General features: G+C 65.7%; 1 protein-coding gene. It reads left to right on the top strand.

Features of this window, described 5'->3' with window-relative positions:
* Nucleotides 1–68 precede the first annotated feature (68 nt).
* Complete coding sequence (locus CH305_RS26395) at nt 69–20978, top strand: non-ribosomal peptide synthase/polyketide synthase (protein WP_256983995.1); 20910 nt, start codon at nt 69–71, stop codon at nt 20976–20978.
* The last annotated feature ends 61 nt before the right edge of the window (nt 20979–21039 follow it).

The raw sequence follows: 21039 nt of genomic DNA, 5'->3' as shown, positions 1-21039 counted from the left end.
CTGGTTCAGCAGCCGGTGGGGGCGCGTGTGATTGTGGGAAAGAGAGGCATCGATTGGACCCGCTAGGTGTGGAAGGTGCTGGACACGACGACGGAGTCGGCAGTCCTGAGCATTCGTCGTTCCCCCTGTCACCGGCCCAATTGGGAATGTGGTTCGCGCAGCACGTGGACCCGGCGGTACCCGCGAACATCGCCCAGTACATCGAACTGCACGGTGATCTCGATGTGGAGCTTCTCCGCCGGGCCTCGTCCCAGGCTGCGCTCGAGCTGCAGTCCGGATTCGTGCGTCTCCTCGAGGTCGATGCCGAGCCTCGGCAGACCGTCGACCCCACTCTCGACGACTCCCTGAACTGCTTGGACCTGCGCGGTGAAGCCGACCCGCGCGCCGCCGCTCTGAAGTGGATGCACGACGACTACAGCGCGCCCATCGACATCCTCCGAGACCGGTTGATCGCCGCCACCGTTCTGCGCCTGGACGACGATGTGTGGTTCTGGTACGAGCGCGTTCACCACGTGGTGCTCGACGGTTTCGGTGCCGTCACCTTCATGAACCGCGCAGCGGAGCTGTACACGGCAGAAGTGGACGGCGTCGAGCCGACCAAGAATCTGGCGTCGGATCTGACCAAGGTCTACGACATCGACGTGGCCTACCGAGACTCGACCCGCTTCGAGGCCGACCGCGAGTACTGGGCGTCGCGCATCGAGGGCATCGACGGGGTCACCACCCTGGCCGGTCACACGGCACCGCCCGCGGCGAAGAGTCAGATCGACAGCACAGCTCTGTCCGCCGAAACCATGGAACGGCTCGAGGCCCTGCGCGCCCGGACCGACACGACGATGGCCACCATCGTCATCGGTGCTTTCGCCGCCTACCTCGCTCAGATGACCGGCCGCGAGGACGTCGTGCTCTCGCTCCCGGTGACTGCGCGTACCACCGCGGTCCTTCGCCGCTCCGGCGGAATGGTCTCCAACGTCGTGCCTCTGCGGCTCGATGTCGCAGGCGACACCACCGTCGAAACCCTTCTCGGACGCGTCAACGCCGAGGTCTCCGGGGCCCTGCGGCACCAGCGATACCGGCACGAGGACATTCGCCGTGACGCGGGCGGTGCCAGCGGTCAGGCATCGTTCTTCGGCCCGTGGGTCAACATCATGCTGTTCTTCGGCGAGGTACGCCTGGGTTCGATGGTCGGCGGCATCAACATCCTCTCCACCGGCCTGATCGAGGATTTCGGGCTCAACCTGTACACGAGCGTGGCCGGTTCCTCGACCCACATCGACTTCGAGTCCAACCCCAACTTGTACGGGTCGGAGCAGTCCGGGCGAAACCACGAACGGTTCGTCGACTTCATCGGTCGGTTCGTGGCGTCGGCTCCGAACGATCGGGTGTGGGATCTCGCGCTGACGGACGGTGACGAGCGTGAGTTGGTCGTGGCGCAATGGAACGCCACCGATCACGAAACCGACCCGCTCACGCTGCTGTCGGCCTTCGAAGCGGCAGCTGCAGCGAATCCCGGCGCAACAGCGCTCGTGTACGAGGGCGAGGCGCTCACCTACGGCGATCTCGCGGCGCGAGTGAACGTGCTCGCTCGACACCTGATCGAGATGGGCGTAGGCCCCGAGACGCTCGTCGGACTCTCGATCCGTCGTTCGTTCGACCTCGTCGTCGGCATGTACGCCGTCGTGGCGGCCGGCGGTGCCTGGGTGCCGATCGATCCCGACCACCCCGCCGAGCGCACGGCGTACATCCTGGACTCCGCGCAGCCGCGCTGTGTGTTGATCTCCTCGTCCGACGACGTTGCCCTGCCCGATGGAACCGAGACGGTGGCAGTCGATCTTCTCGACTACGCCTCGCGGTCCACCACGCCGATCCGCGACGCCGAACGTACCGCGCCACTGCGTCTTTCGAACACCGCATACGTGATCTACACGTCCGGCTCGACCGGACGACCGAAGGGCGTGGCGGTCGAGCATCGGGCGATCCACAACCAGATGGAGTGGATGCTCGCGGAGTACCCGATGGACGCCTCCGACGTCTATCTGCAGAAGACGGCCACCACCTTCGACGTCTCGCTCTGGGGGTTCTTCCTTCCGTTGCGGGTCGGCGCGACGATGGTGCTCGCGACACCCGATGGGCATCGCGATTCGGTGTACGTGGCCAACAAGATTGCCGAACACCGAGTCACCGTCACCGATTTCGTGCCGTCCATGTTGACGGTCTTCGTCGCCAATGCGCCGGTGCACACGTGCAGTTCGCTGCGACACGTGTTCGTGATCGGTGAGGCGCTGCCGGTCGAGACCGCCGCGTCGTTCCGGGCGATATCCCCTGCGGGACTGCACAATCTCTACGGCCCCACCGAGGCTGCCGTCTCCGTGACGTACTACCCCAGCGGCCCGCAGGACAGTCGGACAGTTCCGATCGGTGTGCCCGAATGGAACACGAAGGCGTTCGTTCTCGACAGTCGCTTGCGCCCCACACCGATCGGCGAGTCGGGTGAGCTCTACCTCGCCGGAGTGCAGCTCGCGCGCGGGTACGTGGGCCGGCCGGATCTGAGTTCGGATCGCTTCGTGGCCAATCCGTTCGGCGTCGGCGGCGACCGGATGTACCGCACCGGCGACCTCGTGCGCTGGCGTAGTGACGGAGTTCTGGATTACATAGGACGCACCGATTTTCAGGTCAAGTTCCGCGGCCAGCGCATCGAGCTCGGCGAGATCGAGACGGTTCTGCTCTCCCACGAATCCATCTCGCAGGCAGTGACTCTGGTGGCGCAGACGGTCACCGGTGACCAGTTGGTGGCCTATGTCGTCGCGGCTCCGGGGCGATCCATCGAATCCGCAGCAGCAATCGAATTCGCAGGACACGCGTTGCCGTCGTACATGGTGCCCGCGGCGGTGGTCGTCCTCGATTCTCTCCCGCTGAACACCAGCGGAAAGCTGGATCGAAAAGCGTTGCCGGAACCCGTGTTCAGCAGCGCGAAGAAGTATCGGGCACCGAAGAGCCGTGCGGACTACGTGGTGGCGGGCATCTACGAGGATCTGCTCGGGGCCTCCAAGGTCGGTCTGGACGAAGACTTCTTCGAGCTCGGTGGCAACTCGCTGATCGCTACTCAGTTGGTGACCCGAGTGGGCAGTGCACTGGGAGTGCGGCTCGGCGTCCGGGAACTGTTCGAGGCGCCCACCGTCGGCGCGCTCGCGGCCAGGGCGGAATCGGCGGCTCGGCTCGGAGCGGACGTACCGGTGCTCGAGGCCAAGGAACGGCCCGAGCGCATCCCGCTCTCGCCTGCGCAGCAGCGCATGTGGTTCCTCAACCGTTTCGACCCCACCACTGCGGTGTACAACCTGCCGTTCTCCGTCCGTCTGACCGGCCCCCTCGACGTGGTCGCCCTGTCGGCTGCATTCGCCGACGTCGTCGATCGACACGAGACGTTGCGGACCGTGTACCCCGAGGTGGACGGCTCACCCGAGCAGGTCGTGCTCGAGGCAGCTCGCACCCCGGCAACGATCCTGCCGGTGCGCATCGACCGCCGCGACCTGGGCGGTCGCCTGCACGAACTGGTCGGAAAGGGCTTCGACGTCACGGTCGACACACCCTTCCGAATCGCGCTCTTCGAGATCTCACCGACCGAGCACGAACTCGCCATGGTGCTGCACCACATCGCCGCCGACGGGGCGTCGTTCGGTCCGCTCGCACGGGACGTGCTCGTGGCCTACGCGAGCCGGATCAACGGGCGCGCACCGGAATGGACGCCGCTCGAGGTCCAGTACGCGGACTATGCGTTGTGGCAGCGGGCTGTGCTCGGCCCCGAGACCGATCCGCTGTCGATGGCCTCCCGTGAAATCGCCTACTGGAGCGCGACTCTCGAGGATCTGCCCGATCAGCTGGCCCTGCCGTCGAGTAGGCCGCGCCCTGCGGTGTCCTCGAACGCCGGCAGCAAGCTGCGCGTCGACGTTCCGGCGGGGCTGCACGCCTCGTTGGCACACCTGGCGCGCGCGAACAACGCCTCGCTGTTCATGGTGATGCAGGCCGCGTACGCGCTGCTGCTCGCCCGACTGAGCGGCACCACCGACATCGCCATCGGAGCACCGGTTGCGGGCCGCGGCGAGCCCGCACTCGACGACCTGGTCGGCATGTTCGTCAACACCCTCGTGTTGCGCACCGACGTCGATCCCGCGTTGACGTTCGAGGAACTCCTCGAACGAGTCCGCGACACCGACCTGTCTGCGTACGCCCACGCGGATGTGCCGTTCGAGCGACTCGTCGAGGTGCTCAATCCGGTGCGCTCGACGTCGAGGCATCCGTTGTTCCAGGTTGCGATCTCGTTGGAATCTGCGATGTCGCGCGAGCTCGAAGTCGGTGGACTCCGCGCGGAAGCCGCCGAATTCGATGTTCCCATCGCCAAATTCGACGTCCAGCTGTGGCTGACCGAGCACCTCGACGACGGAGTGCCCGCGGGCATCGACGCGGTGTTCGAGTACGCCACAGATCTCTTCGATGCAGAACTCGTGAACAGTTTCGCGCGCCGATTCCTCGACATTCTGGACGCTGTCACCATCGACCCGACGGTTCCTGTCGGTGACGTCGACATCGTCGATGCCGCGGAGTACGAATGCGTGGCATCGCAATGGAACGCGTCGGGAGTCGACGTCTCTCGTGAGGTAACGCTGGTCGACCTCCTGGACGCAGCGGCGTCCGAGAAGCCGAACGCCGTCGCGGTGCGCTTCGGCGGCACGTCGATGACGTACGCCGAGTTCGACGCCCGCACCAATCGTCTTGCCCGAGTCCTGATCTCCCATGGCGTCGGCCCCGAGAGCCTGGTCGCCGTCGCCCTGCCGAGGTCGGCAGAGCTCATCGTCGCCCTCGTGGCGGTCGTCAAGGCCGGCGGCGGTTATCTTCCGGTGGATCCGAGCTACCCGCTCGACCGCGTCGAGTACATGCTCGACGATGCTCGGCCCACCACCGTGCTGTACTCCGGTGCCGAAGGCGTCGAGTTGCCGGTGGATGTCGAATCACACACCGGCGCAACGTTGCTCGACATGGACACCGTCGATCTCGTGTGGATGGCGGACGGCGTCGTCACCGACGAAGAACGTACGCGTCCCCTGCGTCCCGACAACGTCGCCTACGTCATCTACACCTCGGGCTCGACCGGTCGACCCAAGGGCGTGATGGTGCCGCATCGCAACGTGGTTCGGCTGCTCGCCAACACCGATTCGGTCTACGGCTTCGGTGCCGACGACGTGTGGACCATGTTCCACTCCTACGCATTCGACTTCTCGGTGTGGGAGCTGTGGGGCCCGTTGCTCTACGGCGGCACATTGGTGGTCGTGGACTACTTCACCTCGCGTTCGCCCGAGGCATTCCACCGACTGCTCGTCGACGAGCGGGTGACAGTGCTGAACCAGACGCCATCGGCGTTCTATCAGCTCTCCGAGGCCGATCGCGTCGCGGTGACCGACGGAGGTGAGCTGTCGCTGCGGTACGTGATCTTCGGTGGTGAAGCACTCGAGCAGCGTCGGCTCACCGGGTGGTTCGAGCGGCACGGGGACACCGCACCGCGGCTGATCAACATGTACGGCATCACCGAGACCACCGTCCACGTGTCGTACCGTGAGCTCGGTTCTGCGTCCGTGGGGACCAGTGCATCGGTGGTCGGCAAGCCGATCGCCGGTCTGCGCGTGTTCGTGCTCGATACCCGACTGCATCCGGTTCCGGTGGGTGTTCCCGGCGAAATGTACGTCGGTGGTGGACAACTCGCCCGCGGTTACCTGGGTCGCCGAGCGCTGACATCGACCCGCTTCGTAGCGAACCCGTTCGCCTCGGGGTCCGAGGATGGGGCGCTGCTGTACCGAACGGGTGACCTCGCGCAATGGAACGCCGGGGGAGAACTCGAGTACCTCGGACGCTCGGACGATCAGGTCAAGGTGCGCGGATTCCGCATCGAGCTGGGCGAGGTCGAGGCCGCGGTGACAGCGCAGCCGACGGTCACCCAGGCTGCCGTCGTCGTTCGTGAGGATTCGCCTGGCGCGGCGCGTCTGGTGGCGTACGTGGTCTCCGCTGCGGTCGAGGGTCGCCCGATCGTCGACATCGAAGACCTCAGGGCCGGTATCGCTGCAGCTCTTCCGGAATACATGGTGCCGTCCGCTTTCGTTGTGCTGGAAGCCATTCCGTTGACGGTCAACGGCAAGCTCGATCGCCGGGCGCTGCCGGCACCGGTGTTCGAGGTCCGCGAGTTCCGCGCTCCGACCACGCCGATCGAGGAGATCGTCGCCGACGTCTTCGCAGACGTGCTCGGGGTCGAGCGGGTGGGGCTCGACGACGACTTCTTCGAGCTCGGCGGCAACTCGTTGATCGCCACCCAGGTGGTCTCACGATTGGGCGTGGCACTCGATGCCACTGTTCCGGTGCGCATGTTGTTCGAGGCCTCGACCGTCGCCCTGCTCGCGGTGCGGGTCGAGCAAGCCGCGGGCGAAGGTGGACGCACCGCGCTGGTCGCGGCGGTGCGGCCGGAGCGAATCCCGCTGTCGCTGGCGCAGCAGCGAATGTGGTTCCTCAACCGGTTCGACGCCGATTCCACCGCGTACAACATTCCGTTCGCGTTGAAGTTGACCGGCGAGCTGGATGTCGCGGCACTGCAGGTTGCGATCATGGACGTGATCGACCGGCACGAGTCGCTGCGCACGGTGTACCCCGATACCGCCCACGGCCCACAGCAGTCCATTCTCGACGCCGCTCAGACGGTGCCGAATCTGATGCCCATTCCGACGTCTGCGGCCGACATCCAGCGGCAGGTCTTCACGTTGGCTTCGACGACGTTCGACGTGACCGTCAATGTTCCGATTCAGGCCCGACTGTTCGAGATCGGCCCTCGCGAACACGTCATCGCCATGGTGGTGCACCACATTTCGGCCGACGGATGGTCCATGGGCCCGCTGGCGCGCGACATCATGATCGCGTATGCCTCGCGCACTGCCTGGGAGAACCCGGCATGGATGCCGTTGGAGGTGCAGTACGCCGATTACAGCCTGTGGCAGCGCTCCGTCCTCGGATCGGAGGACGATCCGGAATCGCTGATCTCCGGCCAGGTCGACTACTGGGCTCGGATGCTGGCCGGGTTGCCGGATCAGCTCGATCTGCCGACCGACCGACCTCGCCCGAATCGCCAGTCCTACCAGGGCTCGTCGATCCGCTTCGAGGTGCCGGCCGAGGTCCATCGCGGCCTCTCTTCGCTGGCCCATACGCACAACGCGTCACTGTTCATGGTCGTCCACGCTGCTCTGGCAGTGTTGCTCGCGCGCCTCTCGGGCACCGAGGACATTGCGATCGGCACCCCGGTCGCCGGTCGCGGCGACGCAGCCCTCGACGACGTGGTCGGCATGTTCGTCAACACGCTCGTACTGCGTACCGATATCGAAGCGGGTCGCACGTTCTCGGAGCAGATCGGGCGCGCAAGAGAAGTAGCGCTCGGTGCGTTCGGGCACGCCGACCTTCCGTTCGAGCGCTTGGTCGAGGTGCTGAATCCGTCGCGTTCGCAGGCGCGGCATCCGCTCTTCCAGGTGATGCTCTCGTTCGAGAACCTCACTCGTACGCACGTGGACCTGCCAGGTCTGTCGGTGGACAGCGTCGCCCTCGATGCCGAGGTGGCGAAGTTCGATCTTCAGCTGACCGTCACCGAGTCGATCGGAGTGGACGGGCGCGGACAGGGCATGGCCGCCGAGTTGACGTACGCGACCGACCTGTTCGATGCGGAGACGGTGCGCGGCTTCTCCGATCGCTTCGTGCGGATGCTCACCGCAGTGGTGGCCGATCCGTCGGTGTCGGTGGGAGACATCGATCTTCTCGACGACGGTGAGCGCGCGCGAGTCGTGACGGCGTGGAACCACACCGAACACGACGTGCCGAAGCAGGTGACGCTCGTCGACCTGTTCGACCGTCAGGTCGCCGAGACTCCCGATGCACCGGCGCTGGTGTTCGAGGGGGAGCGGCTGACATATGCGGAGTTCGCCGCGAGAGCCAATCGCCTTGCGCGCCATCTGGTCTCGATCGGAGTGGAGCCCGACTCCCTGGTCGGACTCGCTGTCGGTCGAAGCCTCGATCTGTTCGTCGGCATGTATGCGATCGTCAAGGCGGGAGCGGGTTACGTTCCGATCGACCCGAAGCAGCCGGCCGACCGCAACGAGTACATCGTGGCCACGGCGGCACCGATCCGAGTGCTGTCCATCACGCGCGATCACGTGGAGTTCGCCGGAGTCGAAACGATCGACATCGACACGCTCGACGTGTCGACGCTGTCGTCGGCTCCGCTGACCGACGCCGATCGAATCGCCCCGCTACGACCCTCGAACACCGCCTACGTGATCTTCACGTCCGGATCGACAGGCCGACCCAAGGGCGTCGGGGTGTCGCACGAAGCGATAGTCAACCGCCTGCTGTGGATGCAGCACGAGTACCGGTTGAATGCCGACGACGTGGTGCTGCAGAAGACTCCGTCGACCTTCGACGTGTCGGTGTGGGAGTTCTTCTGGGCCCTGCAGAACGGCGCGTCCGTGGCCATCGCCGTCCCGGACGGTCACCGAGACGCGTTGTACCTGCTCGATGTCATTGCACGCGAGCATGTCTCGGTGGTGCACTTCGTGCCCTCCATGATGTCCGTCTTCGTTCCGGAGGTAGAACGGCGCAGGACGTCCGGTGCCTCCCTGCGGCTGGTGTTCGCCTCCGGTGAGGCTCTGGCTCCCACCACGGCCCGGGCGCTGCGCCGGGCGATCGGGGGAGTGGCGCTGCACAACCTGTACGGTCCGACGGAGGCCGCGGTCGACGTGACGTATCACGCTGTGACGGACGAAGACTCGGATGTCATGCCGATCGGTGCTCCGGTGTGGAACACCGCGGTGTACGTGTTGGATTCGCGACTGAACCCCACTCCCGTCGGAGTCGCGGGTGAGCTCTATCTTGCGGGTACACAGTTGGCTCGTGGCTACGTCGGTCGCCCCGATCTGACCGCGGATCGATTCGTGGCGCATCCGTTCGCGACGGATGGAGCTCGTCTCTACCGCACCGGCGACGTCGTGCGATGGAACCGACACGGCGAACTGGAATACGTCGGACGTTCCGACTTCCAGGTCAAGCTTCGCGGCCTGCGCATCGAACTCGGCGAGATCGAATCTGCACTGCTGGCGCAGCGTTCGATCTCCCAGGCGGTCGTCGTCGTGCGCCGCGAACAACTCGTCGGGTACGTCGTACCGTCCGGTGCCTCGGTGGACACCGGAGCCGTACTGGCCGCGCTTCGGGCACGACTGGCGGAATACATGGTGCCGTCGACTCTCATCGTGCTCGCGGAATTCCCACTGGGCGCGAGCGGAAAGCTCGATCGAAAGACGTTGCCCGATCCCGCCTTCGAGGTGACCGAGTACCGGGAACCGACGAACGAGATCGAACGTGTCGTCGCCGACGTCTTTGCTCAGGTGCTGGGTATCGAGCGGGTCGGTCTCGACGACGACTTCTTCGATCTCGGCGGAAACTCGCTCATCGCAACACAATTGGTGTCCAGGCTGGGCGTCGCTCTGGATACCCGCATCGCGGTGCGGGAGCTCTTCGACACGTCGACAGTGGCCGACCTCGCTGCTCGGTTGGGCACGCTGGTCGCCACCGGTAGTCGCCCGCCACTGGTGTCGCAGGAGAGGCCGGAACACATACCGCTGTCGTTGGCCCAGCAGCGCATGTGGTTCCTGAACAAGTTCGACGTGGAATCGGCAGCCAACAACATCCCGATCGCCGTGCGCCTGTCCGGTCTGCTCGACCGCCGCGCGATGCAGATCGCGGTGTCCGACGTCGTTGCTCGGCACGAGTCTCTGCGCACGGTGTTCCCCGAGACGGACGGCACCGCACATCAGGTGATCGTCGACGCGCAGTCGGCCACCCCCGACCTGACGCCTGTCGACATAGCCGCACACGACGTAGCGGACGCGATGCGCGAACTGGCCACCACCGGCTTCGACCTGTCCAAGGACCTACCGTTCCGGACGAGGCTGTTCGAGGTCAGTCCCACCGAGCACCTGCTCGTGTTCGTCGTCCATCACATCGCGGCCGACGGATTCTCTCTGGGTCCGCTGACTCGTGACGTGATGAATGCCTATGCCGCGCGGTCGATGAACCAGGAACCGTACTGGTCTCCGCTGCCGGTCGATTACGCCGACTACAGCCTCTGGCAGCGCGAGGTCCTCGGTTCCGAGAGTGATCCCACCTCCATTGTCTCGCAGCAGATCGACTACTGGACAACGGCATTGGCAGGTCTACCCGACCAGTTGGATGTGCCGTCGGATCGTCCGCGGCCCGCCGTCGCCTCGAACAGCGGTGCGCTGGTGCGCTTCTCGATCGACGAGGATCTGCATCGCGGCCTGATCGACGCTGCGAGAGCCGAGAACGCCTCGCTGTTCATGGTGGTGCACACCTCGCTGGCGGTACTGCTGTCGCGGTTGTCCGGTGAAGCCGACATCGCGATCGGTACTCCGGTCGCCGGTCGTGGCGAGGCCGCTCTCGACGACCTGATCGGCATGTTCGTCAACACCCTGGTCCTGCGCACCGAGATCGATACGTCCCGGCGGTTCGACCAGGTGCTTGCCGACGCCCGAGAAACCGACCTGTCGGCTCTGGCCCACGTGGACGTACCGTTCGAGCGACTGGTCGAAATCCTCAATCCCGCCCGATCCACGGCTCGTCATCCCCTCGTGCAGGTGGTGCTCGCGTTCCAGAACCTGGGTCAGAAAGACCTGGAACTGCCGGGACTGTCGGTGTCCACCGTCGACTTCGAAACCGTGGTCTCGCTGTTCGATCTCCAATTCACCTTCGTGGAGAAGATCGGTCCGGCCGGTGCCCCACAGGGCATGGTCGTCGACGTCACCTACGCGACGGATCTGTTCGACGAGGACACCGTCCTCGTTCTGTGCGAGCGGTTGGTCACCGTCCTGGGTTCGGTCGCGGAGAACCCCGCGGCCGTGGTCGGCGAGATCGAGCTTCTCGACGACAGTGAACGCACCCGAGTCCTCCGTGAGTGGAACGACACCGAGCATCCCGTCGACCGCTCGCAGACCTTGGTCTCGTTGTTCGAGGCCCAGGTCGAGAAGACACCGGACGCAACGGCTCTGGTGTTCGAGGGTGAGTCGCTGACGTACGCGGAGTTCTCGTGTCGCGTCAACCGACTCGCTCGCGTGCTGATCTCTCGCGGAGTCGGGCCGGAGACATCGGTTGCCGTCGCCGCTCGTCGGTCGATCGAGCTGCTCGTCGCCATTCATGCCATCGTCACGGCCGGCGGTGCCTACGTACCCATCGATCCGGACCAGCCTGCCGAACGTACGGGCCACATCCTCGACACCGCGGCTCCGGTCTGCATCCTGACGACCGACCGCGACGGGTTCTCCTTCGGCTCGGACGTCCCCGTTCTCGACATCGCCGAGAATTCGGCCGCGGGTCTCGACGTGTCGGACGCTCCGATCGGTGACGCGGATCGACGTGCCCCACTGCTGCCGTCGAACGCCGCGTACGTCATCTTCACCTCGGGTTCCACCGGTACCCCCAAGGGTGTTGCGGTGACACACATGTCCATCGTCAACCGCCTGTCGTGGATGCGAGAGCACTTCCCTCTGACTGCCGACGACGTGATGCTGCAGAAGACCCCGGTGACGTTCGACGTCTCGGTACCGGAGCTGTTCTTCCCGTTGCAGATCGGTGCGACGTTGGTGATCGCGAAACCGGACGGTCACCGCGACCCCACGTATCTCGTCGATCTCATCGTCGAACGATCCATCACCGCTGCTCATTTCGTGCCTGCACTGCTCGAGGTGTTCGTCGGAGAGGACGGTGTTTCGCGCGCCGAGTCGCTGCGGATGGTGTTCGCGTCCGGTGAGGCTCTGTCCGCTGGCGTGGGCGCTCGACTACGGGCCGTGTTGCCGAACACGACACTGCACAATCTGTACGGTCCGACCGAGGCTGCGGTCGAGGTGACCTCGTACGACGTGACCGAGGCCGACGTCGACGTGGTGCCGATCGGTGCCCCGGTGTGGAATACCCACACGTATGTGCTGGATTCACGTTTGCGACCGGTTGCTCCCGGAGTCGCCGGCGAGCTCTACCTCGCGGGTGTGCAGTTGGCGCGCGGATATCTGGACCGTTCCGATCTGACCGCCGACCGTTTCGTCGCCGACCCCTACGGCGAGCGCGGCGACAGAATGTATCGCACGGGCGACCTGGTCCGTTGGCGTGACGAGAACCGTCCGGGCATCGCCGGATCGGGTGGGGTCCTGGAATACCTGGGCCGCACCGACTTCCAGGTCAAGCTTCGCGGTCTGCGCATCGAACTGGGCGAGATCGAAACCGTGTTGCGGCGCCATCCGGGTGTCGGATCGGCTGTGGTGCTCGTGCATTCGAGCGAGGTGACCGGCGATCAGCTCGTCGCGTACGTCGTGCCTACTCCTGGGTCGACCCTCGACCCGGCCGAGCTGACCGAGACAGCCGCGGGTTCATTGATCTCGTACATGGTCCCTGCGGCGTTCGTCGTGCTCGATTCCCTGCCTCTCACACCGAGCGGCAAGCTCGACCGTCGATCGCTCCCGGATCCCGAGATCGTTCAGCGCGAGTTCCGAGCACCGAGCACGGCCACGGAAATGGTTGTGTCCGATGTGTTCCGCGAGATTCTGGGCGTGGACCGAGTGGGTGCGGACGACGAATTCTTCGCACTCGGTGGAAACTCACTGGTGGCGACGAGAGTGGCGTCGCGTATCGGCGTCGCACTCGACACCACCGTGTCGGTTCGCGCGATCTTCGAGGCCGCCACGGTGTCTGCGCTCGCAGCCCGACTCGACGAACAGACCGGTTCCGGTGGACGAAAGTCGTTGGTGCGCAGCGAGTTGCCCGAGACGGTCCCGCTGTCGCTCGCGCAACGCCGAATGTGGTTCCTGAACCAGTTCGACGTCGACGCCGCAACGAACAACCTTCCGGTGGCCATCGAGCTGACCGGCACGCTCGACGTCGAAGCCCTGGCTGCCGCCGTCGCCGACGTCGTCGAGCGCCACGAGTCGTTGCGCACGATGTATCCCGAGGTCGACGGAACTGCGTCGCAGGTCATCGTCGACGCCGCGCTGGTGGTTCCGGAACTGCACGCCCGTTCGGTCGCCGAGGCCGAGGTCGTCGGTGCGCTCACCGATCTGTTCATGGGCGGATTCGACGTTGCGACGGTACCGCCGCTGCGCGCAGCGTTGCTGCGGATCGAACAGGACCGTCACGTCCTTGCGTTCGTGACCCACCACATCGCTGCCGACGGCTACTCGATGGGACCGTTGACCCGTGATCTGATGATCGCCTACGGGGCCAGGTCTTCCGGCGCGGCACCGAACTGGGAACCACTGCCGGTTCGCTACGTGGACTACACCCTGTGGCAGCTCGCGGAGCTCGGTTCCGAGGACGACCCGCAGTCGCCGATCGCGACGCAGATTCGGCATTGGTCGCACACGCTGTCCGGACTACCCGACGAAATCACGTTCCCCGGTGATCGGCCTCGCCCGGACACTGCGTCGTATCGCGGCGGAAACGTCGTCCTCACTGTCGGTGCTGTAACCCGGGCGAGCCTGGTGGATCTGGCCCGCGACCATCGGTCGTCTCTGTTCATGGTGCTGCACACCGCACTCGCCGTACTGCTCGCGCGACTGTCGGGTGAGCGGGACATCGCGATCGGTACGCCGGTCGCGGGCCGCGGCGACGCGGCACTGGACGATGTGATCGGCATGTTCGTCAACACCCTGGTGTTGCGCACGGACGTCGCGTTGGATTCGTCGTTCGTCGCTGCGCTGGAACATGTCCGGGAAACGGATCTGTCGGCCTTCGGCCACGCGGACGTACCGTTCGAGCGTCTCGTGGAGGCTCTCGATCCGGCTCGTTCGGCCGCGCGACACCCGTTGATCCAGGTGATGCTGACCGTGCAGAACATGGAGCAGACCGAACTCGAGCTGCCCGGACTGCACGTGCGCGGACTCGACCTCGACATCGTCACGGCCAAGTTCGATCTGCAGTTCACGTTCACCGACAATGCCGACGGCAGCACGCGACTCGACGTCACCTATGCTCGCGACCTCTACGACGAGGACACCGCCCGTAGCTTCGGTACCCGGTTGTTGCGCATCCTCGACACGGTCGCCGAGAACTACGGCGCTCCGGTGGGAACCATCGAGTTGATGGACACGGCCGAGCGTGACCACGTTCTGGCGCTTGCCCGTACGGCACCCGCCGTCGCGGATACGCCGGAGACGCTGGTGGACCTGTTCGCCGCTCGCGCCGCCGAGGCACCCGAATCGGTTGCCGTGGTGTTCGGCGATCGCAGCTCGACCTACCGGCAGATCGACGAGGCATCCAATGCTCTGGCCCGCCGCCTGTCGGCGGTCGGAGTGGGGGCGGAAAGCCTTGTCGCCGTGGTTCTTCCGCGGTCCACCGACCTCGTCGTCGGCTTGCTCGGCGTGCTCAAAGCCGGTGGCGGCTACGTCCCGATCGATCCGTCCTACCCGGCCGATCGCATCGAGTTCGTGCTGACCGACTCGCGTCCTGCCGCCCTGTTGACCTGGTCCGGGGTCGAGGTGGATCTGCCGACGACATTGCCGCGGGTAGAGATCGACTCGTCCGACGACGCGGTCGACACTGCGCCGTTGAACCCGACCGAACTGCGTTCACCGCGCTCCGACGCACACGTCGCCTACGTGATCTACACGTCGGGGTCCACCGGTAAGCCCAAGGGCGTGGTGATTCCGCATCGCAATGTCGTTCGCCTGCTCGCGAACACACAGAGCGAGTTCGACTTCGGTCCCGAGGACGTGTGGACGCTGTTCCATTCCTTCGCTTTCGACTTCTCGGTCTGGGAGCTGTGGGGGCCGCTCACCACCGGCGGCACCGTGGTCGTCGTGGACTACTACACGTCACGGTCACCGGAAGCTCTGCGCGAGTTGCTGGTTTCCGAGCGGGTCACCGTGCTCAACCAGACACCGTCGGCCTTCTACCAGTTGGACGAGGCCGATCGAACCGCCGCCACAGCGGCCGATTACGCGCTGCGGTTCGTGATCTTCGGTGGCGAGGCACTCGAGCTGCGCAGGCTGTCCGGTTGGTTCGCCAGGCACGGTGACAGTCGTCCGCGACTGGTCAACATGTACGGAATCACCGAGACCACGGTGCACGTGTCGCACCGCGAGCTCGATGTGACCTCGGCCGCGTCCGCCTCGGGATCTCTGGTGGGACGGGCGATTACAGGACTCGCGGTCTACGTACTCGACTCCCGGCTCGGGCTTCTTCCGGTCGGAGTTCCCGGCGAGATGTACGTCTCGGGCGGCCAGGTCGCGCGCGGATATCTCGGACGAGCAGGATTGAGCGCCACCCGTTTCGTGGCCGATCCGTTCGCTGCGGACGGATCGGTGCTGTACCGCACCGGCGACGTCGCACGGTGGTCCGGTTCGGGGGAACTCGAGTTCGTCGGGCGAGCCGACGATCAGGTCAAGATCCGCGGATTCCGGATCGAGCTGGGCGAGGTCGAATCCGCTGTCGTCGCAGCGGCGACCGTGGGCCAGGCAGCCGTGATCGCTCGCGAGGACACTCCGGGCTCGGCGCGACTGGTTGCATACGTGGTGCCCGCTGCGGGTGCTGTCGTGGACGTCGACACCCTGCGCTCGTCGGTCGCCGAGAACCTCCCCGACTACATGGTGCCGTCCGCGTTCGTCGTACTCGACACCATTCCGTTGACGGTCAACGGAAAGCTCGACCGGCGCGCGCTTCCCGCGCCCGCAGCTCAGCTTCGGCAGTTCCGTTCGCCGTCCACCCCGATCGAGGAGATCGTTGCCGGTGTCTTCGCCGGTGTGCTGGGAGTGGATCGCGTCGGACTCGACGACGACTTCTTCGAGCTCGGTGGAAACTCGCTCGTTGCAACCCAGGTGGTTTCGCGGATCGGTGCCGCCCTCGGCCGAAACGTGCCGGTGCGGATGCTGTTCGAGGCATCGACGGTCGAGTCGCTGGCGCACCGTGTCGAACGCAGCTCCGGGCCCGAGCGCCCTGCGCTGGTGGCGCGGCCGCGCCCGGACTTCGTCCCGTTGTCGCTGGCGCAGCAGCGCATGTGGTTCCTCAACCGGTTCGACAACTCGTCGACGGCCTACAACATCCCGTTCGCGATGCGGTTGAGCGGCAACCTCGACGTCGACGCGCTCGAGCAGGCTGTCCTCGACGTGATCGAACGCCACGAGACCCTGCGTTCGGTATACCCGGACTCACCGGACGGACCACAGCAGGTGATCGTGCCGATGTCCGAGGTGCGCACAGCACTGACCGTCGTGGACACCGATGCCGAATCCGTCGCTACCCGCGTCGGTGAACTGTTGGCGACCACCTTCGACGTCACCGCGTCGATCCCGTTGCAGGCGGTGCTCTTTCGGGTGTCCGACACCGAGTTCGTGCTCGGAATGGTCATCCACCACATCAGTGCCGACGGGTTGTCGACCGTTCCCCTCTCGACCGACGTGATGACGGCGTACGCCGCGCGCTCACGCCGGTCCGATCCGCAGTGGTCTCCACTGGCCGTCCAATACGCCGACTACGCGCTGTGGCAGCGGGAGGTGCTCGGCGACGACGGCGATGCCGACTCGATCGCAGCGCAACAGATTCGGTACTGGACGGACGCGTTGGCCGACCTTCCCGAGCAACTGGACCTGCCGTTGGATCACCCACGGCCTGCCGAGCAGACCTTCCGCGGCAGCCGCATCGATTTCCGCATCGATGCCGATGTCCGGGCTGCTCTGGTCGCACTCGCGCGTACCCACAACGCCACGGTGTTCATGGCCGTGCACGCAGCATTCGCAACACTGCTGGCTCGCATCTCCGGATCGCAGGACATCGTGGTCGGTACTCCGATCGCCGGCCGCGGCGAAGCGGAGATCGAGAATCTCGTCGGCATGTTCGTCAACACGTTGGTGTTGCGTCTCGACGCGCGCGCCGATGCCAGCTTCGAGGACCTTCTGGTCGCGGCTCGCGAGACCGACCTGCAGGCATTCGCACACGCGGACATTCCGTTCGAGCGTCTGGTCGAGGTGGTGAATCCGGCACGTTCGACGGCTCGGCATCCGCTGTTCCAGGTGGGTTTCTCCTTCCAGAACTTCGTGCGCCGCAGCTTCGAGTTGGACGGTCTCGACATCTCGGCACTCGACACCGACTCGACGACGTCTCAGTTCGATCTGCACCTGATCGTCACCGATACGCCCGGATCGAGCGACCCGCAGAGCGGCGAGAACGGCGGGTTCGGGGCCATGTTGACCTACGCCACCGATCTGTTCGACGAGCGAACCGCCCGGACTCTGGTCGATCGGTTCCAGCAACTGTTGGCCGCGATAGTCGCATCGCCTGCGACGGCCATCGGCGATCTGGATCTCCTGCTCGGCGACGAGCGCGAGACCATCGTCTCGCGCTGGAACGACACGGATCGCAGCATCTCCGAGAGCACGCTGACCGACCTGTTCGCTGCATCGGCCGCGCGAGATCGCAGCGCGGTGGCTCTGATCCACGACGACGGCACACTCACCTACGGTGAGTTCTCCGATCGCGTCGCACGGCTGGCGCGTCACCTGATCTCTGTGGGGGTCGGACCCGAAGTACGTGTGGGCCTTGCAATTCGGCGCTCCGTCGATCTCCTCGTCGGCATGTACGCGATCTCGGCCGCGGGCGGTGCGTATGTTCCGCTCGACCCGGATCAGCCTTTCGAACGCAACTCGTTCGTCCTCGAGACGGCCGAACCCCTGTGTGTGCTCGTCGCCGCGAACGGTGCAGACGAGGACGGGATCGCCTCGGTCGCGACGGCCGTCGACATCACACAGCTGGACCTGTCCGGCTATTCCGCCGAGCCGGTGGCTCCGCACGAGCGGACGTCGTTGCTGCGCCCGGAGAACACCGCGTACGTCATCTTCACCTCCGGTTCGACCGGGCGACCCAAGGGCGTCGCGGTGAGCCACGGTGCCATCGTCAATCAACTCGAGTGGATGCGTGAGGAGTACGGCCTCGGTACCGAGGACGCGTCGCTGCTCAAGACGGCGGCAACGTTCGACCTCTCGGTGTGGGAGTTCTGGTCTCAGCCGACGTCAGGCGGACGAGTCGTCATCGCGGCTCCCGACGGGCATCGCGATCCGGATTACCTCCTGGCGGCAATCCGCGAGCACGAGGTGACGACGCTGCATCTGGTGCCGTCGACGTTGACGATGCTGACCACTGTCGCAGGCGGTTCCCTCGGACCCTCCTTGCGCCGTGTGCTGGCCATCGGCGAAGCACTTCCGGCTGCTCTGGCGCAGGACTTCCGGCGTCGGAACACCGCCGAGCTGTACAACCTGTACGGGCCGACCGAGGCCGCTGTGTCGGTGACGGCTCACCCGGTGACCGATGCCGACACGGTTGTCGTTCCCATCGGTGTGCCGGAAGCGAACACTGCTGTCCACGTTCTCGATTCGCGTCTGCACCCGGTTCCGGCCGGAATCACGGGCGAGCTGTACCTCGCCGGTGATCAGCTCGCACGCGGGTACTTCGGCCGCCAGGATCTCACTGCGGAACGATTCGTTGCGAACCCGTTCTCGGTGGACGGCGGGCGGATGTACCGCACCGGAGACCTGGTGCGGTGGCGTCTGGCGGACGGCGATTCCGAGGGTGCCGAAAGTGCACGACTCGAGTACGTCGACCGAGTCGACTTCCAGGTCAAGATCCGGGGATTCAGGATCGAGCTCGGCGAGATCGAAGCCGCCGTGCGCGCACTGCCTCAGATCGCCGAGACTGCCGTGGTGGTCCACCGGGACTCGGTGGTCGGTCAGCAGTTGGTCGCGTACCTGGTGGGTGTCGACGGATCGGCTCCCGACACGGCGGCGGCCGAGAAGGATCTCGCGCGCGTGCTGCCGTCGTACATGGTCCCGGCCGCGTTCGTTGTGCTCGAACGGCTTCCGCTCAACGCCAACGGCAAGCTCGATCGCGCGGCACTTCCGCACCCGCAGTTCGAGACAGCCGAGTTCCGGGCACCGGTGGGACCCGTCGAGGAGATCGTCGCGCAGACCGTCGTCGATCTGCTCGGCCTCGACCGCGCCGGACGAGACGACGATTTCTTCGCGCTCGGCGGAAACTCGTTGATCGCAACGCAGTTGGTGTCCCGTCTCGGACAGGCGCTCGATGCGCAGGTTCCGGTACGCGCTGTGTTCACCGCCTCGACGGTCGAGGGCCTCGCAGCTCACATCGCGCCCCTCGTCGGTGGGGGAGCCCGTCGGGAGCTGACCTCGGTCGCGCGGCCCGAAGTGCTGCCGCTCTCGGTGGCCCAGGACCGGATGTGGACGATCAACCGAGTCGATCCGGAGTCCGCCGCATACAACATCCCGGTGGCGGTCCGATTGACCGGCGAGCTCGACGTAGCTGCTCTCGCGGCGGCGTTCGACGACGTGGTGGCCCGACACGAGATTCTGCGGACCCGGTATCCGGAGGGCGCGGACGGTCCGATGCAACTCATCGGATCGGTCGCCGACGTCGGGGTCGACCTGACCCCGGAGAAGGTCGACCGAGACGCGTTGCCTGCCCGCCTGATGGAAGTACTGGGAACCGGCTTCGACGTCACGAGCGCGGTGCCGGTCCGTGCAGCTCTGCTCGCGATCGGTGGAGACGAGCACGTGCTGGCCGTCGTTGCGCACCATATTTCTGCCGACGGTTTCTCCATGGGCCCGCTCATCCGTGACGTGATGGTGGCCTACACGGCACGCGTCGACGGAGGCATGCCCGCGTGGGAGCCGCTCGACGTCCAATACGCCGACTTCGCGATCTGGCAGCGCGAGGTACTCGGCAGCGAGACCGACCCGGACAGCGCGCTCGCCCGACAGCTGTCCTACTGGACCGAGAGACTGTCCGGAGCTCCGGAAGTGCTCGAACTGCCGACGGATTCACCGCGTCCGGCTCGGCCGTCGATGCACGGCGCGGCCTATCGGTTCACCGTCGGCCGGGATGTCGCCGGTCGCATCGAGGCGATCGCGCGCGAGCACGCGGCCACCACGTTCATGGTGGTCCACAGCGCGTTCGCTGTCCTGCTCTCGCGGCTGAGCAACTCCACCGACATCAGCATCGGCACGCCGAGCGCCGGCCGCGGTGAGCAGAAACTGGACGACCTGGTCGGCATGTTCGTCAACACCCTGGTTCTGCGAACCCGAGTGCAGCGCGCCGATTCGTTCCTGGATCTGCTGCAGCAGGCCAAGGAGACCGATCTCGCTGCGTTCGGCAACGCGGACGTACCGTTCGAGCGGCTCGTCGATGCGCTCGGTCGGGCCAGGTCCACTGCGTACACGCCGTTGTTCCAGGTGATGCTGACGTTCCAGAACCACACCACCGGAACGTTCGAGCTGCCAGGACTACGCATCGATGCGCTCGACGCCGGCGACGACCAGGCGAAGTTCGACTTGCAGTTGACCGCGGTCGAGTCGTTCGACGAGGCGGGATCACTCGCTGCGATCGAGGCGACGTTCACCTACGCCACGGCGCTGTTCACCGAGGCGAGTGTCGCGACCTTCGCCGAGCGCTTCGGAAAGATCCTCGAGGCGGTCACGGCCGATCCGACGGTGGCCGTGGGCTCAATCGACGTTCTCACCGACGACGAGAAGGCCGAGTTCGCACCCAAGGCCACTCCGAAGACGATCGACGACCTGCCCGAGTTGGTGGCGCAGGCCGCTGCCGTGGCACCGGACGAGATCGCGTTCGAGCACGAGTCGACGCGAGTGACGTTCGCGGCGATGAACACCAGAGTGGCGCAGACGTCGGCGACGATGGGCGGTGCCATGAAGCCGCAGGCACTCATGACGGTGACATTGTCCGCTCTGGTGCCCGGCATACTTCCGGCCCTCGGTGCACAAGGGCTCACCACGGCTCTGGCATCGTTGATCGAACGTGCGGAGTCGGTGATCGCGTCATCGTGAGCGGCGGCGATCCCGGCGGCACGTATCCCCGCCGACCGCGCGGGGCCAACGAGAACGACAC

Source organism: Rhodococcus sp. 15-649-2-2, assembly GCF_002258645.1.
Taxonomy (GTDB): domain Bacteria; phylum Actinomycetota; class Actinomycetes; order Mycobacteriales; family Mycobacteriaceae; genus Rhodococcoides.
Note: the sequence above shows the minus strand (reverse complement) of the source record. Positions and strands in the feature narration are given on the sequence as shown.